The sequence below is a fragment of the Actinoplanes sp. NPDC048988 genome (assembly GCF_043197815.1).
Lineage (GTDB): Bacteria > Actinomycetota > Actinomycetes > Mycobacteriales > Micromonosporaceae > Actinoplanes.
In genome coordinates this window covers 128,940-147,837 of sequence record NZ_JBICTW010000019.1, presented here as the reverse complement: position 1 = coordinate 147,837, position 18,898 = coordinate 128,940, and the positions used below count along the sequence as shown (strand labels likewise).

Sequence of the window (18,898 nt, the reverse complement as noted above, 5' to 3'; positions counted from 1 at the left end):
CGAGAGGCATGACCGCCAAACCCAAGTCCCCGGGCGGCGGCGACTCTCCGCATCACGCGAAGGGCCTCGGCTCACGCCATGCGGCGAGCGTGGCCGGCGCGCAGAACGCGGTGGCATCCGCCATCGAGGCGGGCACGGCCCATCCCGACGGGATTGGCGCGAGACCGGCACGGAGCGCGCCGACTTCCTACGACATCGAGCTCAGTCGAGTCATGGCCACCTATGAGGGGCTCGGTGAAGATCCACCCAGATTCCGGATCTCGGCCAACGACGCCGCACACCGAGAGCACGGCGCCCACACCATCGAACGGCATGGCTCGCAGATTCCCCTCGAGCGGGACCCCGGCTCGGGCACCCGGACGGTGGAGGGGCGGATCCACGGCGACGATCCTTGGCAGAAACCGGAGAACAAGTCGTTCAAATGGGACGACCCGACGATCATGACCCGGGAGGTCAACGACCATGTGCGGCGGAACTGGGAGACCATCCGCAGCGATCTGGCCCTGAGAGGTCGCTACGAAGGAGTGTATGAAGCAGGCCATCGCGTCGGCCACGGCTACTACAACAGCGGAATGTTCGGAACCGGGCCACGGCAAGCCGAGTACGCGGCGGTGAGCCGCGTTGTCATCCGGATCCGGCTCGCGCCCGGATCGGACCCGCCCGAGCCGTTCATCCTCACGGCGTTCCCGTCCGGATTTCCGACGAAGCTAGGGTGAGGTCGTGGACCCGTATCAGCTCCCCGAGCCCCTCCGCGCGCGCATGGCGGAACTGGAGGCCCGATCCTCCCTGGAGAAGGTCCGCTCCCTCCTGCTCGGCCACGTCGCCGACGCTGACAGCCTCGATGAGGTTCGCTCCCTGCTCAAAATGACAGCGGCGCACACCACGACGTACCTCCGCCAGGATCTGGACGCGATCGACGAAATCCTGACCGAGCCGCTGCCCCCCAACACGTTGCTTCACCTCGTGGCGGGCGAGGCCGGCTGGCCCTTGGACGACAACCCGACGGACGCCGGCGCTTCCCGCTTCCTCCGGGACCTGGCCAACATGATCCGTGAGGTCATCGACGAGGCCGAACACCGGAACATCTGAATCCCTGATGGGTTCGCCGGAACCGCTGCGGGCGCGAATGGCCGAGCGATCAGCTCTGTCGCCTGTCGACAAGGTTCGGGCCGTGCTCAGCGGCTACGTCGACGACGCGGAGAGCTTTGACGAAGTTCGGCGTGGGTTTGCGCGGACGGCGCGCACGAGCATGTTCCACCTGGAGCAATATCTGGTTGCTCTGGAGGTGGTCCTGGCCGAACCGCAACCTGAGGGGACACTGCTCCGGCTCGTCGAAGGGGACGCCAGCTACGGGCTCGACAATCCGACGGATGCGGGGGCGGCCGTGGTTCTTCGCCAGATATCGGAGACACTTCGGACCATGGTCGGGTCGGTCGAGGGGTGGCGCTGACCGCCTACATTCATGGGCATGAGTGACTTCCTTGACCCTGAAGGCTCTCGTGCCTATCTGCGGGACTGGAAGCAGCGGGTCGAGCGGAACGCCGCTGACGCGCAAGCCATGAGTGATCGGCTTGGGGAGCTGCGGAGCAGCGGGCGGGACGGCAACGATCTGGTTGAGGTCACCGTCGACTCGGCCGGGGTGTTGCGGGACATTCGTTTCACCGAGCGGATTCAGCGGTTTGCGCCTGATGTTGTCGGGCGGGCTGTCATGGCTGCTCTGGGTGAGGCCAAGCATGAGGCCGCCCGGCAGACGCGGGCGATCATTGTGGACACCGTGGGGGCCGACTCGCTGGCCGGGCGGGTCGTCGGGGAGCGACTGGCCGCGCATGGCTGACGGGTTCTCGGTCGACGCTGAGCAGATTCGGCAGCACGCGGCCAAAGTTGACGCTGTTCAGGAGCGGTTCGCCGCGGTCAAGGCGGCCAGTTCCGCCATCAGTCAGGACGACGCCGCGTACGGGCTGCTCTGCGGCTGGATCTCCGGCGTCCTGGAGTCGCGGCACGTGCGGCAGGACCAGCTGATCGCGTACGTCGAGGAGAATCTGCGCCTCGCCGGTGCGGCCCTGCGGCAGACCGGCGCCGGCTACGACCAGGCCGACGACGCCGCCGCGCAGCGCCTGCGGAAGGCGGGACGGCTGTGAGCACCTCCCTGGTGGCCAACGTCATCACCCCCGGCGGCGGCAGCACCGGCGCCTCCCTCGTCGACAGCTTTCACGGGCTGCACCAGTCCGTGAGCAGCGGCAACTGGGTCGACGGCGCGCTCGCCGGCGGGGCTTTCGCGCTCGAGGCCACCGCGACCGTCCTCGACCCGTTCAGCGCGCTGCTGGCCAACGGCCTCGGCTGGGCCATGGAGTACTTCGAGCCCCTGCGCGAAGTCCTCGACAAGCTGGCCGGCATCCCCGACCGGGTGGCCGCCCACGCCGCCACCTGGCAGAACATGGCCGGCGAACTCCAGTCGATGTCCGCCGACCTGCAGGGCCACCTGACCGCCGACCTTCCCGACTGGCAGGGGCCGGCCGCCACCACGTACCAGTCCCTGATGGCCAACAACGTGGACGCGCTGGGCGGCCTGAGCGTCCTCGCCGCCACCATGTCCTCCGCCACCGAGGCCGCCGGCAATCTGGTCACCTTCACCCGCGACATAGTCCGCGACCTGATAGCCGACCTGGTGGCTCGAGTAATCGTCTGGGCGGCCGAGGCACTACTGGTCATCACCATTCCCATAGTCGCCGCCCAAATAGCCTCAGCCGTCGTCAAATGGGCCAGCCGCATCCTCGGCTACACCACCGCCCTCATCACCAGCCTCACCAACTTGACCCGCCTGATGCAGGGCTAATTCACTTCAGAGGTACGGGATTGACGTCCGCCCCGCCGAAGTCCTCCCCGATCCCGCCATACAGCGCGGGCCATCTGCCGGCGAACGGCCGTAACGCGCCTTTCGCGCTAGTGCATGGCCGGGCCGAACGTCGGCTTCCGCCACGACGATGAGCTGGCCGGGCAATGGCTCAGTGTGCGCGGGCGGCCTGAAGCACCTCCTCGGCCGTCAGCGGGCTGTGCGGGTGATGGCTCAGCGACAACGGCGTTCGGATCTTCGTGGGTGCCTGGCCCTCCGCGGCCAGATAGAACTCTCCCACGGTGAGACGGGAGACGTCGGGCACGTCGCCGCCCTTGGCCTTGGCCATGTCCCGGGCCGCCTCGATCTGGATCGGGCTGTTCAGCAGTCCGTAGAGCTGCGTGGCCGCGTTGCCGGGAATCCGGTTGTGCAGGCCCTTCGGCGCCTGGGTGGCGAAGATCAGCCCGAGGCCGTACTTGCGGGCCTGCGCGGCCAGGGCCAACGTGCTCTGGGTGCAGGCGGTCATCGCCCCGGACGGCGCGAAGGTTTGCGCCTCGTCCATGACGAGCAGGCCGAGCAGCGGACGGTCGCCCGCGGGGTTCCGCTTGATCCAGGCGAACAGGGCCATCTGCAACTGGTTGACGAAGCTCTGCCGGGTCTCGTCCGAGGGCAGCCCGATCAGGCTGACCACCGAGACCCGGGCGCGCTTGCCGGGGGCCGGCGTGAGCAGGGTTCCGGGGTCCATGGGCGTGCCCTCACCGCCGAACAGCGGATCGTTGACCATGGCGGCGGTCAGGGTCTGGGCCAGGCCCAGCGCGATCTTGTCGGCGCCCTCCAGGTCGATGATCCCGTCCGGGAAGGTGTGCAGCGTGTCGATCAGTCCCTTGAGCCTGGTGCCGCCGCGGCGGCCGTAGTGCTCGACCGCCTTGCGCAGAACGGCCAGGCCCAGGTGGGCTTTCGGGGCGCGGCCGGCGACCATCGCCCGCGGCGCGAGCGAGGCGACGGCGGCGTCCACGGCCTCGTCGAACTCGTCCGGATCGTCGAGCACGCCGCGGAAGTCCGGCAGCGGCTGGAAGCTGAGGGGACGGCCCGACATGCGCCGCGGTGTCCAGACCACGACGTCGGTGTTGGCCAGGTAGTCGGCGGCTTTGGCCGGATCGTCCGCTCGCCAGCGCTCCGGGGGTTCGGGCCAGGCCTCACCGAGCCGGGCCAGGTCGTTGTTCGGGTCGAGCACGATGCTGGAGACGCCCTGCCGGGCACACTCCTCGACGATCCGCCGGATAAGTACGGTTTTGCCCGATCCAGAACCGGCGAAGATCGTCATGTGCTTGCGGAGGGACGCGAGACCCAGGAACGCCGGCGCCCCCGAGTCGTAGCCGTGCCCGATAGTGAACGCCCCACGCGGCTCCCGTGTGGACAAACCGGCCGCAGCGGATGGAGACGACCCAGGCACGGTCGGCGCCGCCGGTCCTGACAAACCGGACGGGGCAAACGGGGTTTTTACCGGCGAACCGGACGGATCAAATGATGCCTGTGCGGCGGATATGGACAAACCGGGTGCGGCAGGCGCGGCAGGGGCAGACAAACCGGGCGCGGTAGACGCCGCAGAGGCGGGCAAACCGGGCGCGGTAGACGCCGCAGAGGCGGACAAACCGGGCGCAGTAGACGCCGCAAGAGCGGACAAACCGGGCGCGGTAGGTGCGTTAGGCGCGGTGTGCGCGGTGGCCTCGGTCGGCGCGGTGGACGCGGACAAACCGGGCGGGATGGGCGCGGATGAAGAAGGCGCGTGCCAGGTTTTCGTGTCGGACAGGGCCTCGCGGATCAGCTGGATCTCGCTGGTCGGGCGGCGGTCGGCCAGCCAGGACTGGAGGTCGATGTTCTCCTCGGCCAGCATGACCCGGAGGGCCGACAGCACCCGCAGATCCTCGATGCCGAACGTGAGGATGCGGCCGCCCTCGGCGCGCAGGCCGTCCAGGGCCCGCAACGTCGCCGGACCCGACCAGTCGCCGTTGCGCAGGAGGAAGAGCTTGCGCTTGGGTACGCGGCTGTCGAGGCCGGCCGCCATCGCCGCCTTGCGCAGCCGGGACAGCGCGGCGTTGCCGTGATGGCCGCTGCTGACCGCCCGGAAGCACCAGTGGACCTGGTCCTCGGTGCTTTCGTCGAGGGTGAGCCGGAGCCGGGCGTGCAGCGGCGGATTCGTGCTCGGCGGCGGGTCGACCGAGAAGGCCTCGCCGGCGTCGCCCCGTTCGAGGATCCACGCCGTCAGCCCGGCCGCGAGCAGGCCCGGCACCGTACCGTCCTCCTCCGTCTTGCTCAGCGGGGTGACGACGTCCGCGTTCTTCTTCAGCTCGGCGAAGCGGGCGTCGAATCTGTCCATCTCGCCGGTCGCCACCGCCGGCGCGACCGGGCGGGGTTCGTGCGCCTCGGCGGCCGGGGGCGTGCCGAGCCGGTCGAGCTCCTTGATCTCGTCGTTGGCGATGCACTCCCGGATGTGGGTGTCGATCTCGATGAGCAGCTGCCGTGGCGTGTAGTCGCCGGCCGAGGTGAAGGCCGCCGGCCGGACCGGCCACGACGGGTACGGCGGAACGAACCCCATCTCCCCGTACCGGACCGCGAATCTCTTCTCGATGATCGCCCGGGCCAGGACGTCGTCCTTGATGACCTCGAGCTTCGGCGCCAGGCGGAACCGGTCGCCGACGGTGTCGGACGCCATCGTCCGGATGGCCGCCCACGAGTCCGGGATGCAGGCCACGACGGTGAGGGTGCGGCGGGTCACCTGGCGCAGGGCCATCAGGCCGTCCGCGATCTGGCTCAGCATGTACGCCTGTTCGGGGCTGACCTCCACGGCTTTCCGGAGGCGGGCGCCGGCGGCGATCGAGCTCTGCGCGATGAGGGTGTCGATCTGGTCGATGGCGATCACCGCCGGGCCGGTCAGCGCCAGCAGCCACGACAGGTCCTGCACGATCTGCTGGGCCCGCCGCGGTGCCCGGCGCATGCCCCAGGCGGCGCGTTCGCCCGGCTCGGACTCCTCCCCGGAGAGGAAGTAGTTCTCGGCCAGGTCGCGGTGGCCGACGTCCTCGGAGGCGCTGAGCGCGAGCGCCCGGGCCGTGTCCTGGCTGGCCCGGGCCACCTGGCGGTCGAACGCGCCCAGGCCCTCGATGAACGCGTCCAGGGCGGGCCGGGTCAGCTCGGTCTCGCCCATGACGGCCCGGCGCGCCGTGCGCGGGGCGCCGACCATGGCCGACAGCCGTCGCAGCAGGAGCACCAGTTGCGTCTCGGTGCGGCCCGGGACCGTACGGGAAAGACCGTCCATCATCGCGGCCAGCACGCTGTCCCAGAACCCGGCCGCGTCGAGGAGCCCGACGAGGAAGAAGTAGCCCTCCTGGTCCTGCACCTGTTGCCGGACCCAGCCGAGGAGGTGGGTCTTGCCGGATCCGCGCTGGCCCTGCACGACGAGACCGATGGGGCTGCCGCCGTCGCTGGCCCGGGCGTCCGCCACCCCGTCGAGCACGTCGCGGGCGACGGCCGTGTGCAGGCCGTCGACGTGGAACGGCATGGGCCGCCAGACGTCGTCGGGCACCGGCGCCCAGTTGAATCTCAGCGCGGCCAGGGCGGCCCGCTCACGCTCCTCCATCACACGCCGATCGACAGGACGTGCTTGTCCTGACCGCCGATGTGCAGGGCGGCGTCGTGGTCGGCGCCGGTCAGCACCTTCTGGTTGGACTGCGGGGCGAGGGTGACGCCGGGTTCGCGGCTGACCTGGCGCAGGGCCTCGTCCAGGGTCGCGCGCGCCACGTCCGGGAAGCACATCCGCAGGCGGGTGAGGCTGACCCAGCCGTGCGGCTCGTCCTTGAGGGCGTCGTACGCGCCGACGATCCGGGTGCGCAGGTCCGGGGCGGCCGCCGGCCCGCGCACGTCGCTCAGCGCGAACAGCTCGGCGAAGGACTTGCATCCGCTGCGCTCGAGGACGCGGTCGCGCAGGCCGGCCAGCACGGCCGAGACCGCCGCCGCCTGCGCGGTGGAGCCGTTGGACCGGAAGTTCAGCTCCTCCTGGACGTGCACCCATCCCTTGTCGTCGAGTTGCAGCGCGTAGGTGGGCCCGCTCTTGCGGCTGGCCACGTACTGCTTGCGGCCGAGCTTGTCACGGCTCGGCTTGCGGACGTCGAGGCCGTACACCGCTTTGAGCTCGGTGTTGAGGATCTCCCGCGCCTCCGCCATGAGAACGATCAGGATCGCGTTCTCGGCGGGAGTGAGGTCTTCGCCGGCCATGGTCATGTTCCTTCCACTGTTTCGCGCCGCCGGCCCCGGATGTAGGTGCCGATCTGATGAACGACCGCGCCCACGTCGTGGACGACTCGCGCGTTGGTGAACCGGAGGACGGCGTAGCCGTCGAGTTGCAGCTGCACGTCGCGCCGCCGATCGGCCTCGAAGCGCACCGGGTGGCAGTGTTCCGGGCCGTCCAGCTCCACGACACACCGCTCGCCGGGCCAGAAGAGGTCGAGGCGGATCGGGGAGCTGAGCGACGTCGAGGAGTACGTGTGGTTCCAGCGCCGGCCGGTGGCCCAGCTCTCGGCGGCGAGCGCGGCCTCCAGGGTGGACTCCACGGCGCTGGCCGGGTGCGGCTTGCCGATCGGCGCCGATCGGCCGCGCGGCAGCTCGCCGAGGGTCACCACCGGCACCCGGTCCGTGGCGGGCGCGGCCGGGCCGAGCAGCCAGACCGCGACCTTGGCGTTGTGGGTGAGCCATTCGCCGCCGGCCACGATCGCGTCCCGCTGGTACGGGGTGACCTCCAGCGCCAGGGGCACGAGCAGCACACAGCGACCGCGGCCGAAGGCCTCCGCGACCAGGCGGGCGAGCTGAGTGACCCGCGCTCGGAGGGGGATGGCGGGGGCGTCCTCCCGGTACCCGGTCACGGCGAGGACGGCCAGGTCGGTCAGGAACGAACGGCTGTAGTGAGCCCGCGACGCCCGGTCCGCGGCCATCAGGCGGATCGCGGCCGCTCCGCCGACGTCGGCTCGCCGCAGATCGGCCGCGTCCGGCAGCCATGCGGGAAGCAGTTCGACCGCCACCTGTTCGAGGTCGTCCAGCATCGCGCCGACGAAGTCACGCGGGGTCGTCCAGTCTGCGCTCGGACGGGTGACCACCGGGGCGAGGTCGGTGTGTTCGGCCACGGAACGGGCGATGTCGCCGGCCGGCGCACCCCGGACCTCGACGACCCGATCGGCCGGAACGCCGTCGAGTGGGTGGGTGGTGGTCATCGCCTCCGCAGGCTACGAAACGCCGTGGGCCGACGCCATAGGGTGTTCGTCGGATGTCGGATGTCGGATGTCGGGACCGGGCCGGTTCCGCCGCGGATCGGCTGGTGCGGGGCGCAACCGCACCATCCCTCGCCGATCCACGGCGGACAACCCGGACGGTCAGACCGGCTCGAGGGCCGGTTTCACCTCGCACCACTGCGACGACTCGGCCGACCGTGAGACCGCGTCGAGCACCAGCTGAACCTGTAGCGCGTCCGCGAACGACGGGGTGGGCTGGGTGCCCGCGGCGATCGCCTCGATGAGGTCGCGGACCTCGTGGGTGAAGGTGTGTTCGTAGCCGATGCCGTGACCGGCCGGCCACCAGGCCGACATGTACGGGTGGTTCGGCTCGGTCACCAGGATGGTGCTGAATCCCTGCTCCTCCGGCGGCAGGGCGCCGTCGTAGAAGGCGAGCTCGTTCATCCGCTCGAAGTCGAAGACCAGCGAGCCGAGCGAGCCGTTCAGTTCCACCCGCAGGGCGTTCTTGCGTCCCGTGGCGAAGCGTGTCGCCTCGTACGTGGCCACCGCTCCCCCGTCGAGACGGGCCAGGAACAGCGCCGCGTCGTCGACGGTGACCTCGCCGTACGACGAGGTGCCGGAGGCCGAAAGCCCGGACGAGGCCGACGGCAGCGGCCGGGACTTGACGAACGTCTCGGTCAGGGCCGACACCGCGGCGATCGACTGGCCGGTGACGAACTGGGTGAGGTCGACGATGTGCGCGCCGATGTCGCCCAGCGCCCCCGAGCCGGCCACGTCCTTCTGCAGCCGCCACACCAGCGGGAACTCCGGGTCGACGATCCAGTCCTGCAGGTAGGTGGCCCGGACGTGGTGCAGCTTGCCGATGCGGCCGGCGGCCACGAGCTCACGCATGAGCGCGACCGCCGGCACGCGCCGGTAGTTGAAACCGCACATGGCGAACACGCCACTGGCCCTGGCCGCCGCGGCGGCCATCTCCTGGGCCTCGGCCACCGTGTTGGCCAGGGGCTTCTCGCACAGTACGTGCTTGCCGGCGGCGAGCGCGGCCAGCGCGATCTCGCGATGGGTGTCGCCCGGCGTGCAGATGTCGATCAGATCGATGTCGTCCCGATCGATCAGCGACCGCCAGTCGGTGGTGTGTTCCGCCCAGCCGAGCTTGGCCGCGGCGGCCGCCACCGCGTCCGCGGAGCGGCCGGCCACCGCGGTCATCCGTGCCGACAGCGGCAGGTCGAACGCATGGTTGACCGTGCGCCACGCTTGCGAGTGCGCAGCCCCCATGAACGCGTAGCCGACCATGCCGACCCGCAGCTGTTCCGACATTTACAACCCCTTAGAAACCGAGCTTCGCGTACTGCGAAGCGTTGTCCTTGGTGATCGTCTCGGAGGCGAGCGTGATCTCCTTGGGCACCTGCAGCTCGACCAGGTCGCTCATTCCCTTGCCCTGTCCGATGAGCCGGGCCAGCGTGATCGCCGACGAGGCCATGGACGGGCTATAGGTGACCGTCGCCTTGAGCACGCTGTTGTCGGCCTTGATCTGGTCGATGGCCGCCTTGGAGCCGGCGCCGCCGACCATGAAGAACTCGCTGCGGTTGGCCTGCTTGATCGCGGCAAGCACGCCGATGCCCTGGTCGTCGTCGTGGTTCCACAGCGCGTCCATCTTGGGCAGGGCCTGCAGCAGCGCGGTCGCGGCGGCCTGCCCGCTGTCGGCCGTGAACTCGGCCGGGCGGCGGTTGGCGACCTTGAAGCCGTGCGCGGCGAGGGCGTTCTTGAAGCCCTCCGAACGCTCCTGGGTCAGCTCGAGCGAGTCGATGCCGGGGATCTCCCCGATGATCGGGTTGGTGACGCCCTTGGCCTTGAGCTGCTGGGAGATGTAGTTTCCGGCGGCCAGGCCCATGCCGAAGTTGTCGCCCTTGATCTGCAGCCGGTAGGCCGCCATGGACGGGAACGCGCGGTCGAGGTTGATCACCGGGATGCCGGCGGCCATGGCCTCGATGCCGGCCGAGTTCAGCTCCTTGCCGTCGTGCGGGAGCATCACGATCACGGTGGGCTTCTGCGAGATCAGCGTGGCGATGGCGGCCCGCTGCGCGGCGGCGTCGGCGCCGGCCTCGACCGACTTGAACTCGACGTCGGTGTACGCGGCGGCCTGCGCCTTGGCGTTGTTGGTGATGGCCGCGATCCAGCCGTGGTCGGCGGCCGGCGCGGAGAACCCGATGATCACCTTCTGGCCGGGGGCGGCGTTCGGGTTGGCGCTCGAGTCGGTGTTCGTGTTGACCTGGGCGTTGTTCTCGGGGGTGTTGCTTGTGCACGCGGTGAGAAGCGCTCCAGCACCGACGGCAGCACCGCCGAACAGAACGCGCCTACGGGACAAAGCGGACATGAATCCTCCCAAGGGGGTACCCGGAGACGGACCGGGCGAAAGATCAGCGCTTGAGGAGTTGCGTGACGGAGCGGAAGCGGAACTGCTGGATCAGGACGGCGAGCACGATGATCCCGCCCTTGACCATGTTCTGAACCTCGGTGGAGAGATTGTTGATCGCGAACAGGTTCGTGATCGTGGAGAACACCAGCACCCCGAAGAGGGCGCCGACGATGGTGCCGCGACCGCCGCTGAGCAGCGTGCCGCCGATGATCGCGGCGGCGATCGCGTCGAGCTCGTACAGGTTCGCCATGGCGGCCTGAGCACTGGTCGCCTGGGACGTCAACATGATGGCGGCGATGCCGCAGCACAGCCCCGACAGGGCGTACAGAAGAAGGGTGTGCCGTTTGACGTTGATGCCGGCCAGCCGGGCCGCCTCGGGGTTGCCGCCGACCGCGACCGTGCGGCGGCCGAAGGTGGTCCGGTTGAGCAGGACCCACCCGGCCGCCACGACCAGGGCCAGGATCCAGACCAGCATCGGGATGCCGAGGAGCTTGTTGGCGGCCAGGTCGTTGATGAACGTGTTGGCCGACACCTGGGTCTGCTTGCCGGAGATCTGGGCCGCGAGACCGCGGGCGGCGACCAGCATGGCCAGGGTCGCGATGAAGGGCACCAATTTGCCGTACGAGATGAGTACGCCGTTGACGAGCCCGACGCAGATGCCCACGACGAGCGCGGTGAAGATCATTCCCGCCGCGCCGTAGCTCTGTGTCGCCAGCGTGGTCGCCCACACCCCGGCCAGCGCGATGATCGCGCCGACCGAGAGGTCGATGCCGCCTCCGATGATCACGAAGGTCATGCCGACCGTGACCACGCCGATCGCCGACGCCTGCTGAAGGATCGTCAGGAAGTTGTTCTTCACCCAGGTCGGGTCGCTGTACAGGTCGGGCTTGGTGATGATGCCGACGACGATCAACAGGACCAGGACCCCGACCAGGCCGAGGTTGCGGATGACGTTGTCGTCGATGTGCCGGCGTTGCGCGCGTTTTTGCACCTCGGGAGGCGCAGTCTCGGTGATCATGCTGGCTCTCCCTCCATCAACGACCCCGCCATCACGAGGTCGAGCACAGTTTCCTCATCGATCTCGCCCGCCGGCGCCTCGCGGATCAGCCGGCCCTCGCGCATGACCAGCACGCGGTCGGACAGGCCCAGCACCTCGGGCACCTCGCTCGAGACGAGCAGTACGCCGACGCCGTTCTCGGCCAGTTTGTGGATGACCTGGTAGAGCTCGGCCCGGGCACCCACGTCGACGCCGCGGGTCGGCTCGTCGAGCAGCAGCAGCCGGGTGTCGCCGAGCAGCCACCGGCCCACGACGACCTTCTGCTGGTTGCCGCCGGACAGGGTGCGCACCGGGCGCGTCACGTCGCGGGGGCGCAGCTCCAGCGAGTCGGCCGTACGCTCGGCCGCCTTGCGCTCGCCGCCCGCGTCGGTGAAGCCGGCGCGGGCGAACCCGGAGAACGACGAGAGCGTCATGTTCTTGTAGATCGGCTCGTCGAGCAGCAGCGCCTGGCTCTTGCGCTCCTCGGGGGCCATTCCCATTCCCTTGCGTACGGCGGCGCCCAGCGTCCGGATGCGCTTGCCGTCCAAGGTGATCGTGCCGCTGTCGGGGCGGCGGGCGCCGTAGATGGTCTCCAGCAGCTCGGAGCGGCCCGAACCGACCAGGCCGGCGATGCCGACGATCTCGCCGGGGGCCACGGTCAGGCTCACGTCGGCGAACTCGTGCTCGCGGGTGAGGCCGTCGACGACGAGCAGCGGCGGCTTCTCCTCGAGCGTGCGGCGCGGCGGGAAGACGTACTCGATGGTCCGGCCCGTCATCTTGCTGACCAGGTCGCGGGTCGGTGTGGTGCGGGCCGGCAGGTTGGCCGCCGTCGTGCGGCCGTCCTTGAGCACCGTGACCCGGTCGCCGATCTCGCGGATCTCCTCGAGCCGGTGCGAGATGTAGATGACCGCGATGTTCTCGGCGGTGAGCTCCCGGATGATCCGGAAGAGGTTCTCCACCTCGTCATGAGCGAGCACGGCACTGGGCTCGTCCATGACGATCAGCTTGGCGTCGTGCGAGAGCGCGCGGGCCATGCTGACGATCTGTTTGCCGGCCGCGGGCAGGCTGCGCACGGCCTGCCGGGGCGGGATCTCCCCGTGCCCGAGCCGGGCCAGGATCTCTTTCGTCCGGGCCGCGGTGGAACGCCGTTTGGTGAAGCCGAGGCGGGTCTGCTCGTGACCCAGGAACGCGTTCTCGGCGACCGAGAGGTCGTCGACGAGGTCGAGCTCCTGATAGATGGTGGCGATGCCGGCGCGCATCGCGGCCTGCGGGGTGGCCGGGGCGAACGGTTCGCCCAGCCAGGTGATCTCGCCGCCGTCGGCGTGGTGGACGCCGGCCAGAGTTTTGATCAATGTGGACTTGCCGGCGCCGTTCTGCCCGAGCAGGCAGTGCACCTCGCCCGCCCGGACCTCTAGTTGCACGCCGTCGAGGGCGCGCACGCCGGGGAAGGTCTTAACCACATCGGTGAGTCGGAGGACGACGTCTTCGGAAGCTTCGCGTTGCGCGGGAATCGTCATGAGGCCTGCTCGAATGCCGTGTCGCTGGCCAGCACCGCGGCGCCGGTGACGCCGGCTCGGCTGCCCAGCTCGCTGAGGACGACGGGTAGGTTGCCGGTGGCCAGGGGCAGCGACCGGCGGTAGACCACACTGCGGATCTCGGCGAGCAGCACATGACCCAACTGGGCCAGGCCCCCGCCGATGACAATCATCGAAGGGTTGCTGAAGGACACCAGGGTGGCGAGGACCCCGCCGACGCGGCGGCCGCCCTCTCGTATCAAGCGGATGCAGGTGACGTCACCCTCGGCGGCGCCGTCGGCGACGTCGCGGGCAGTTATGGTGATGCGTTCCTCGAGGGCCTCGTAGCTCTCCGCACCCTCGGTCTCGGCGGCGCGCCGGGCGGCGGCCTGGTAGGCGGCGTAGCGCTCGGCCAGCGCCGGTGACTCGCCGGACCGGGCCGCGGCGAGCGCGTCGCGGGCCAGGGCGGCCCCGCTGAACAGCGCCTCGAGACAGCCGGTGTTGCCGCACGAGCAGACCGGCCCGCTCGGGTCGACCTGGATGTGCCCGATGTCGCCGGCGCAGCCGTCCACCCCGCGGTACACCGTGCCGCTGAGGTGGATGCCGCAGCCGATGCCCGTACCGATCTTGACGAAGAGGAAGTCGTCGACCGAGTGGGCGACACCGCCGTGGCGCTCGCCGATCGCCATGATGTTGACGTCGTTGTCGACCACGGCCGGGCAGCCGTGCTCCCGGGCCAGGAACTCGCGCACCGGGTACCGGTCCCAGCCCGGCATGATCGGCGGCGAGACGGGCACGCCGTCGCGGAAACTGACCGGGCCCGGCACGCCGATGCCGACCGCGTCGAGCCGGTCGAAGGCCCCGTCGGTGCGTGCTTTGGAGAGCAGTTCGCTCACCCGCTGCAGGATCACCCGCGGCCCCGAGCGGATGTCCGCCGCCTCTTGATAGAGCGCGACCGGCTCCAGCCGTCCGTTGGTGACCTCGATGTCGATGGAGCTGGCGCCCAGGTCGACCGCCGCGAAGCGCAGCCGCGGGTGCAGCTCGACCAGGGTGGACCGGCGCCCGCCGCGGGAGGCGGCCATGCCCGCCTCGGCGATCAGACCGGCCGCGACCAGCCGCTCGACCTCGGCCAGCAGGCGCGGGCGGGTGAGCTCCAGACGGTCCCCCAGCTCGGCGCGGGACACAGGTCCCTCGTCGCGCAACAGGCGCAGAATGCGCAGGTGGGGAGCATCGGCCAGGTGCACGGAGACCTCCGGAGGCGGTTCACACCGCGGTAACCGTGCGGTGTTGTGCCCGTCACAGTAGGCCCGTTCCGCCTCAGGAGTCCATACCTTCTCGAAGATCATTCCTAACTTTTGTCTATATGAGCAAAAGTGGGCTCGCTCGGGGACGCGAAAAGCGCCGGGCTTTCCGGCCCGGCGCTCCGTTGGTTCGCAAGATCAGCTGGTGCTGAGACCCTGTTCGCTGCCCTTCTTGAGCTTGCGGTCGTCGCGCAGCTCGAGGAACGGCTCGTCCGACGGGTCGTGCCCGGCGGCGATGGCCCGGCCCCGCTCCAGCTCGGCGTCGAGCTCGGCGCCGAGCAGGATCGCGATGTTCGAGATCCAGAGCCAGACCAGGAAGGCGATGACACCGCCCAGGGCGCCGTAGGTCTTGTCGTAGTTGGCGAAGTTGCCCAGGTAGATCGCGAACGCGCCGGAGGCGACCAGCCACAGCACCACGGCGAAGATGCCACCCGGGCTGATCCAGCGGAAACCGCCGGTCTTGGCGTTCGGCGAGGCCCAGTAGAGGATGGCGAACATCAGGCTGACCAGAAGCACCAGCACCGGCCACTTGGCGATGTTCCAGGTCATCACGGCCGCGTCGCCCAGCCCGATCTTCTCGCCGACGACCCGCGACAGGTCACCGGTGAAGACCACGATGAAGGCCGAGACGATCAGCATCAGGCCGATGACGGCGGTGACGCCGACCCGGATCGGCAGGGTCTTCCAGATCGGCCGGCCCTCGGGCACGTCGTAGACGGCGTTGGACGCCCGCATGAAAGCGGCGATGTAGCCCGACGCCGACCAGAAGGCCAGGACGAGACCGAAGATCGCCGCGAAGCTGGCCGTGCCGCTGTCGCCGACCTGGTTGAGCACGGTGTTGACGAGATCCTTGATCTGCGTGTTGCCGCCCGAGATGTCGTCGATCGTCTGCGTCACGGTCGCCTTGCCGTCGCTGCTGAGCATGCCGAGGATCGACACCAGCACCACGGCCCCCGGGAAGATGGACAGCACCCCGTAGTAGGTCAGCGCGGCCGCCCAGTCGGAGATGTTGTCCTCGGAGAACTGCTTGATGGTGCGCTTGACCGCCGCGAAAAGGCCCTTGCCCTTGAGCTCGGCCGGGCTGTCCGGCCCGGCCTCCGGCGGCACGGCGCTGAGGTCGTTGTCCCGATCCTCACCCGTCCGCGTGGTCGCCACGTCGAAGTCGCGCGCGCCTTTACTGCGCGCCGACGCCGACTCCGCGTCGTCCCGGCCGGCCCGCGCGTTCGCGGCCTCCCCGTGCCCGTCCTTCACCGACGCGGCGGTCGCCTCATCCTCATCGTGCTTGTGAAAAAGCTTCATCGCCGTACCTCCAGGCGCGGGCATCGCTGTAGCGCACGGCCGCTTCGGCGCGACCTGCAACAGTGATGCCCGCCACCAGCCGGGCTTAACCACCTTCACCCGGTCGGAAGTTGCCCCGGCGCAACCAAACGGCCGCCCGGGGCACGCGACGTCAGTTGGCTCTGACGCCCTCGCCGCTGTAACACTGCTGCCAGCGTTCGCCGCTGTCCCAGTCCAGGGTTATACAGCCATGCGGCGCGAAATAGGTGGCGGTCGTATCGGTGGACATGATCGCCATGTCGTAAACAGTCCCGGTGCGGAGGGCCGCGCTACACCCCCGGAGCTGCTTGGGCGAATTCCACGTCGCGCTGCTGCTCCTGAAGGTTGCCCACCCCGTAACCGTGCAGGTGTCGGCGGTAGTGGCGCTTGGCCCGATCGTTACCCAGATCTTGTAGGTGAAATGCGCCTGAATAGGCGGCGCCTCTACATAATCCGCTCTGGTTTGCAGACACAGGTTGATCGCATCCACGGTCACCTGGGCGCCCCACTGTTTGCAATTCACCCCCCCGTAGCGGGCCTGGGCCGGGGCGGCCATCGACGCCAGCCCGAGGAGAGCGACACAGAGAACAGTCAGAGCCCGTCTGACGGGTCGCCACAGCGATCGCCCAGCGGTATTGCGCATGCAACCTCCAAGATCCAGCCATCGCCCGCCGTAGCGTATCGATCACCGTGCGAATCCACAATGGATTCTACTGGCAGAGCTGGCGGGACATACGGCGGCCGGCCACGGTCAGGCCCGCGGCGAGCAGGGCCAGCAGGTAGAGGACGTCGAGGAGCTGGGGCCAGCCGGCGGTTCCGGTGCTCAGGGCGCGGATCAGGTGGACCGAGCGGTACAGCGGGGTGACCTCGACCAGCCAGCGCAACGCCGCCGGGTAGGCGGCGAGCGGAACGAACGTGCCGGAGAACAGGAACAGGGCGAACTGGCCCGAGGCGATCAGGTCGAAGTCCTGCCAGCTGCGGATCACGGTCGAGACGGCCATGCCCAGGCCGCCGAAGGCGAAGCCGACCAGGATCGTGGCCGGGAACATGAGCAGCGCGCGGGGCCCGGTGGTCAGATCGAGCGCCACCATGATCACCAGGAAGGCGGCCGAGTACAGCGCGCCGCGGACCATCGCCCACAGCAGCTCACCGAGCGCGATCTCGATCGGCCGGACCGGCGTGGCGAGGATCCCCTCGTACAGCCGCATGAACTTCATCTTCCCGAAGAAGTTGAAGGTGGTCTCGGACAGCGCCCCGGTCATCGCCGACGCGGCCAGCATGGCCGGCGCCACGAACGCCGCGTAGCCGACCACCTCGCCGCCGGGCAGCGTGATGTCGCCGATCAGGCCACCGACGCCCACCCCGATCGAGAAGAGATAAAGCACCGGCTCCAGGAAGCCGGACACCATCACGATCCAATAGGCCGAGCGCAGCGTGGCCACGTTCCGCTCGGTCACCGACAACGAGCGCCGGCCCATGCCGGGCGACAGGAGAAGCCGTGTCACCACGTCAGATCACCAGCCTTCGGCGGTAGCGGCGATGGGCCAGCCAGCAGCCGGCGGCGCACCAGGCGATCAGGTAGGCGGCGTGGACCAGGCCCAGCCACCCCGGGTTCAGGCCGAGGATGGCGTCGCGCGAGAGGTCGACGCCGTGCCAGAGCGGCAGCGCGTACGCGATCCAGCGCAACACCACCGGCAGCGACTCGACCGGGAAGAAGACACCGGAGAACAGCGACATCGGCAGCACCGCGAAACGCAGCAGGATCGCCAGGTAGCTGTCGCTGGTGATGGTCGCGGCATAGGCCGCCGTCGGCGCGGCCACCGACAGGCCGACGAGCACCGCCACGACCAGCGCCACCGGCGACCACCACGAGTGCAGCGTGCCGAAGGCCCCGGCGATCGCCAGGAACGCGGCGGCGCTGATCAGCACCCGGAACAGCATGAAGGCCAGATGGCCGCCGAGGATGTCGGTCACCCGCAGCGGCGCCGCCGCCTGCGCGAAGTACGTCTTCAGCCACTCGAAGGCGCTCAGCACCGGCCACGTCGACTCGCCGATCGCCGTCTGCATCGCGGTCGAGGCGATCAGGCCGGGCACGATCCAGTCGAGGTACGACACGCCCTCGACGCCGCCGGTCACGTACGACCCGACGCCCACCCCGAACCCGAGCATCGTCAACAGCGGCAGCACCAGCGACGACAGCGCGCTCCCCCGCCACGTACGCCGGTAGTTGACCAGGTGATATTCGAAGACGGCCAGCATCAGTCGACCAGCGTCCGGCCGGTGAGGTGCAGGAAGACGTCCTCCAGGCTGCTGCGGCGCACCAGCACGCTGGCCGGGCTCAGCGAGCGCCGGTTCACCTCCGCCACGGCCGCGTCGCCGTCGGCGACGTAGAGCAGGACCCGGTCGGGCAGCACCTCCAAGCGCTCACCGACGCCCTCGAGCTTGGACGCGTAGGGCTCCTGGGACTCGGCGTTGAACCGGAGCTCGACCACCTCGCGCGTCGAATACTCCGAGATCAGCTCGCGCGGGGAACCCGACGCGGCGATCCGGCCGCCGTCCATCACCACCAGGCGGTCGCAGAGCTGCTCCGCCTCGTCCATGTAGTGGGTGGTCAGCACCAGCGTCACGCCCTGCTGCTTGAGCCGGAACAGCCGCTCCCACACCAGGTGGCGGGCCTGCGGGTCGAGGCCGGTGGTCGGCTCGTCGAGCAGCACGATCTCGGGCTCGTTGACCAGCGCCCGCGCGATCGTCAGCCGGCGTTTCATGCCGCCCGACAGCGGCTCCACCTTGCTGTCGGCCCGCTCACCGAGCTGGACGAACTCCAGCAACTCGTCGGCGCGGCGGCGGGCCGTCCGGCGCGGGATGCCGAAGAAACGGGCGTACGTCGTCAGGTTTTCCCGCACGGTCAGCTCGATGTCGAGGTTGTCGAGCTGGGGGCAGACGCCGAGCTTGGCCCGGATCCGCGGGCCGTCGCGCACCGGGTCGAGCCCGAGGATTTCGAGCACCCCGCCGGTCGGCGGCGACACACAGCCGATCATGCGCATGGTGGAGCTCTTGCCCGCACCGTTCGGGCCGAGGAAACCGAACGCCTCGCCCCGCCGCACGTCGACGTCGATGCCGTCGACCGCCGTGAAGTCGCCGAACCGCTTGACCAGACCACGCGCGCGAATGAGGGAAGTCACACCCTGGACCTTAGGGCGGGGGTACG

At 69.6% G+C, this 18,898-nt stretch carries 19 protein-coding genes; 6 read left to right on the top strand and 13 right to left on the bottom strand.

All coding sequences use genetic code 11. The features are described 5' to 3' along the window. The first annotated feature begins 8 nt into the window (after positions 1–8). The 6 genes from ACGFJ7_RS39655 to ACGFJ7_RS39630 all read left to right on the top strand — a co-directional run bounded on the left by ACGFJ7_RS39655 (position 9) and on the right by ACGFJ7_RS39630 (position 2,833). Positions 9–716, top strand: coding sequence for a hypothetical protein (locus tag ACGFJ7_RS39655; protein ID WP_392647059.1), 708 nt, complete (start codon positions 9–11; stop codon positions 714–716). Between the two features lie 4 nt (positions 717–720). Continuing rightward, entirely contained in the window at positions 721–1,089 is a 369-nt protein-coding gene (locus ACGFJ7_RS39650; protein WP_392647057.1) for a hypothetical protein, read from the top strand. 82 nt (positions 1,090–1,171) lie between these two features. Further along, entirely contained in the window at positions 1,172–1,450 is a 279-nt protein-coding gene (locus ACGFJ7_RS39645; protein ID WP_392647055.1) for a hypothetical protein, read from the top strand. Positions 1,451–1,468: 18 nt separating this feature from the next. Beyond that, on the top strand, positions 1,469–1,834 hold the full coding sequence (locus tag ACGFJ7_RS39640) for a YbaB/EbfC family nucleoid-associated protein (RefSeq protein ID WP_360252077.1): 366 nt from the start codon (positions 1,469–1,471) through the stop codon (positions 1,832–1,834). Further along, positions 1,827–2,138, top strand: a complete 312-nt coding sequence (locus ACGFJ7_RS39635; RefSeq protein ID WP_360252074.1) for a type VII secretion target — start codon at positions 1,827–1,829, stop codon at positions 2,136–2,138. Before ACGFJ7_RS39640 ends, ACGFJ7_RS39635 begins: the two co-directional genes overlap by 8 nt. Beyond that, entirely contained in the window at positions 2,135–2,833 is a 699-nt protein-coding gene (locus ACGFJ7_RS39630; protein WP_392647053.1) for a WXG100 family type VII secretion target, read from the top strand. The genes ACGFJ7_RS39635 and ACGFJ7_RS39630 overlap by 4 nt, the downstream gene beginning before the upstream one ends. A 169-nt stretch (positions 2,834–3,002) precedes the next feature. Here ACGFJ7_RS39630 and ACGFJ7_RS39625 read toward each other — a convergent pair whose 3' ends face one another. The 13 genes from ACGFJ7_RS39625 to ACGFJ7_RS39565 all read right to left on the bottom strand — a co-directional run bounded on the left by ACGFJ7_RS39625 (position 3,003) and on the right by ACGFJ7_RS39565 (position 18,872). After that, complete coding sequence (locus tag ACGFJ7_RS39625) at positions 3,003–6,464, bottom strand: helicase HerA domain-containing protein (protein WP_392647051.1); 3,462 nt, start codon at positions 6,462–6,464, stop codon at positions 3,003–3,005. Then, complete coding sequence (locus tag ACGFJ7_RS39620; protein ID WP_360252065.1) at positions 6,464–7,099, bottom strand: hypothetical protein; 636 nt, start codon at positions 7,097–7,099, stop codon at positions 6,464–6,466. Before ACGFJ7_RS39620 ends, ACGFJ7_RS39625 begins: the two co-directional genes overlap by 1 nt. Before the next feature lie 2 nt (positions 7,100–7,101). Then, a complete protein-coding gene (locus ACGFJ7_RS39615) occupies positions 7,102–8,088 on the bottom strand; it encodes a DUF559 domain-containing protein (RefSeq protein ID WP_360252062.1) in 987 nt (328 codons plus the stop codon). 159 nt (positions 8,089–8,247) lie between these two features. Beyond that, complete coding sequence (locus tag ACGFJ7_RS39610; protein ID WP_360252059.1) at positions 8,248–9,423, bottom strand: Gfo/Idh/MocA family oxidoreductase; 1,176 nt, start codon at positions 9,421–9,423, stop codon at positions 8,248–8,250. A 10-nt stretch (positions 9,424–9,433) separates the two neighbouring features. Beyond that, the gene (locus ACGFJ7_RS39605; RefSeq protein ID WP_360252056.1) at positions 9,434–10,480 is read right to left on the bottom strand and encodes a substrate-binding domain-containing protein; all 1,047 of its coding nucleotides are present in this window, start codon (positions 10,478–10,480) and stop codon (positions 9,434–9,436) included. A gap of 43 nt (positions 10,481–10,523) precedes the next feature. Then, positions 10,524–11,540 (bottom strand): ABC transporter permease, encoded by a 1,017-nt coding sequence (locus ACGFJ7_RS39600; protein ID WP_360252053.1) that lies wholly within the window; start codon positions 11,538–11,540, stop codon positions 10,524–10,526. Then, positions 11,537–13,075: a sugar ABC transporter ATP-binding protein gene (locus ACGFJ7_RS39595; protein WP_360252050.1), complete on the bottom strand. Its 1,539-nt coding sequence runs from the start codon at positions 13,073–13,075 to the stop codon at positions 11,537–11,539. Before ACGFJ7_RS39595 ends, ACGFJ7_RS39600 begins: the two co-directional genes overlap by 4 nt. Then, positions 13,072–14,316, bottom strand: coding sequence for an ROK family protein (locus ACGFJ7_RS39590; protein WP_392647047.1), 1,245 nt, complete (start codon positions 14,314–14,316; stop codon positions 13,072–13,074). The genes ACGFJ7_RS39595 and ACGFJ7_RS39590 overlap by 4 nt, the downstream gene beginning before the upstream one ends. Before the next feature lie 195 nt (positions 14,317–14,511). Further along, on the bottom strand, positions 14,512–15,672 hold the full coding sequence (locus tag ACGFJ7_RS39585) for a YihY/virulence factor BrkB family protein (RefSeq protein WP_392647045.1): 1,161 nt from the start codon (positions 15,670–15,672) through the stop codon (positions 14,512–14,514). Positions 15,673–15,823: 151 nt separating this feature from the next. Beyond that, a complete protein-coding gene (locus ACGFJ7_RS39580) occupies positions 15,824–16,246 on the bottom strand; it encodes a hypothetical protein (protein WP_392647044.1) in 423 nt (140 codons plus the stop codon). Between the two features lie 154 nt (positions 16,247–16,400). Further along, the gene (locus ACGFJ7_RS39575) at positions 16,401–17,168 is read right to left on the bottom strand and encodes an ABC transporter permease (protein ID WP_360253135.1); all 768 of its coding nucleotides are present in this window, start codon (positions 17,166–17,168) and stop codon (positions 16,401–16,403) included. A gap of 31 nt (positions 17,169–17,199) precedes the next feature. Beyond that, positions 17,200–17,949, bottom strand: a complete 750-nt coding sequence (locus ACGFJ7_RS39570) for an ABC transporter permease (protein WP_360252038.1) — start codon at positions 17,947–17,949, stop codon at positions 17,200–17,202. Continuing rightward, positions 17,949–18,872, bottom strand: coding sequence for an ABC transporter ATP-binding protein (locus ACGFJ7_RS39565; RefSeq protein ID WP_360252035.1), 924 nt, complete (start codon positions 18,870–18,872; stop codon positions 17,949–17,951). Before ACGFJ7_RS39565 ends, ACGFJ7_RS39570 begins: the two co-directional genes overlap by 1 nt. Positions 18,873–18,898: the final 26 nt, after the last annotated feature.

What these genes read in the sequence shown, in the direction of transcription:
- ACGFJ7_RS39570 (WP_360252038.1), bottom strand. Translation starts at nt 17,949, where the DNA reads ATGCTGGCCGTCTTCGAATATCACCTGGTCAACTACCGGCGTACGTGG.
- ACGFJ7_RS39640 (WP_360252077.1), top strand. Translation starts at nt 1,469, where the DNA reads ATGAGTGACTTCCTTGACCCTGAAGGCTCTCGTGCCTATCTGCGGGAC.
- ACGFJ7_RS39620 (WP_360252065.1), bottom strand. Translation starts at nt 7,099, where the DNA reads ATGGCCGGCGAAGACCTCACTCCCGCCGAGAACGCGATCCTGATCGTT.
- ACGFJ7_RS39600 (WP_360252053.1), bottom strand. Translation starts at nt 11,540, where the DNA reads ATGATCACCGAGACTGCGCCTCCCGAGGTGCAAAAACGCGCGCAACGC.
- ACGFJ7_RS39595 (WP_360252050.1), bottom strand. Translation starts at nt 13,075, where the DNA reads ATGACGATTCCCGCGCAACGCGAAGCTTCCGAAGACGTCGTCCTCCGA.
- ACGFJ7_RS39575 (WP_360253135.1), bottom strand. Translation starts at nt 17,168, where the DNA reads ATGGGCCGGCGCTCGTTGTCGGTGACCGAGCGGAACGTGGCCACGCTG.
- ACGFJ7_RS39610 (WP_360252059.1), bottom strand. Translation starts at nt 9,423, where the DNA reads ATGTCGGAACAGCTGCGGGTCGGCATGGTCGGCTACGCGTTCATGGGG.
- ACGFJ7_RS39580 (WP_392647044.1), bottom strand. Translation starts at nt 16,246, where the DNA reads ATGGCCGCCCCGGCCCAGGCCCGCTACGGGGGGGTGAATTGCAAACAG.
- ACGFJ7_RS39635 (WP_360252074.1), top strand. Translation starts at nt 1,827, where the DNA reads ATGGCTGACGGGTTCTCGGTCGACGCTGAGCAGATTCGGCAGCACGCG.
- ACGFJ7_RS39655 (WP_392647059.1), top strand. Translation starts at nt 9, where the DNA reads ATGACCGCCAAACCCAAGTCCCCGGGCGGCGGCGACTCTCCGCATCAC.
- ACGFJ7_RS39585 (WP_392647045.1), bottom strand. Translation starts at nt 15,672, where the DNA reads ATGAAGCTTTTTCACAAGCACGATGAGGATGAGGCGACCGCCGCGTCG.
- ACGFJ7_RS39605 (WP_360252056.1), bottom strand. Translation starts at nt 10,480, where the DNA reads ATGTCCGCTTTGTCCCGTAGGCGCGTTCTGTTCGGCGGTGCTGCCGTC.
- ACGFJ7_RS39625 (WP_392647051.1), bottom strand. Translation starts at nt 6,464, where the DNA reads ATGGAGGAGCGTGAGCGGGCCGCCCTGGCCGCGCTGAGATTCAACTGG.
- ACGFJ7_RS39615 (WP_360252062.1), bottom strand. Translation starts at nt 8,088, where the DNA reads ATGACCACCACCCACCCACTCGACGGCGTTCCGGCCGATCGGGTCGTC.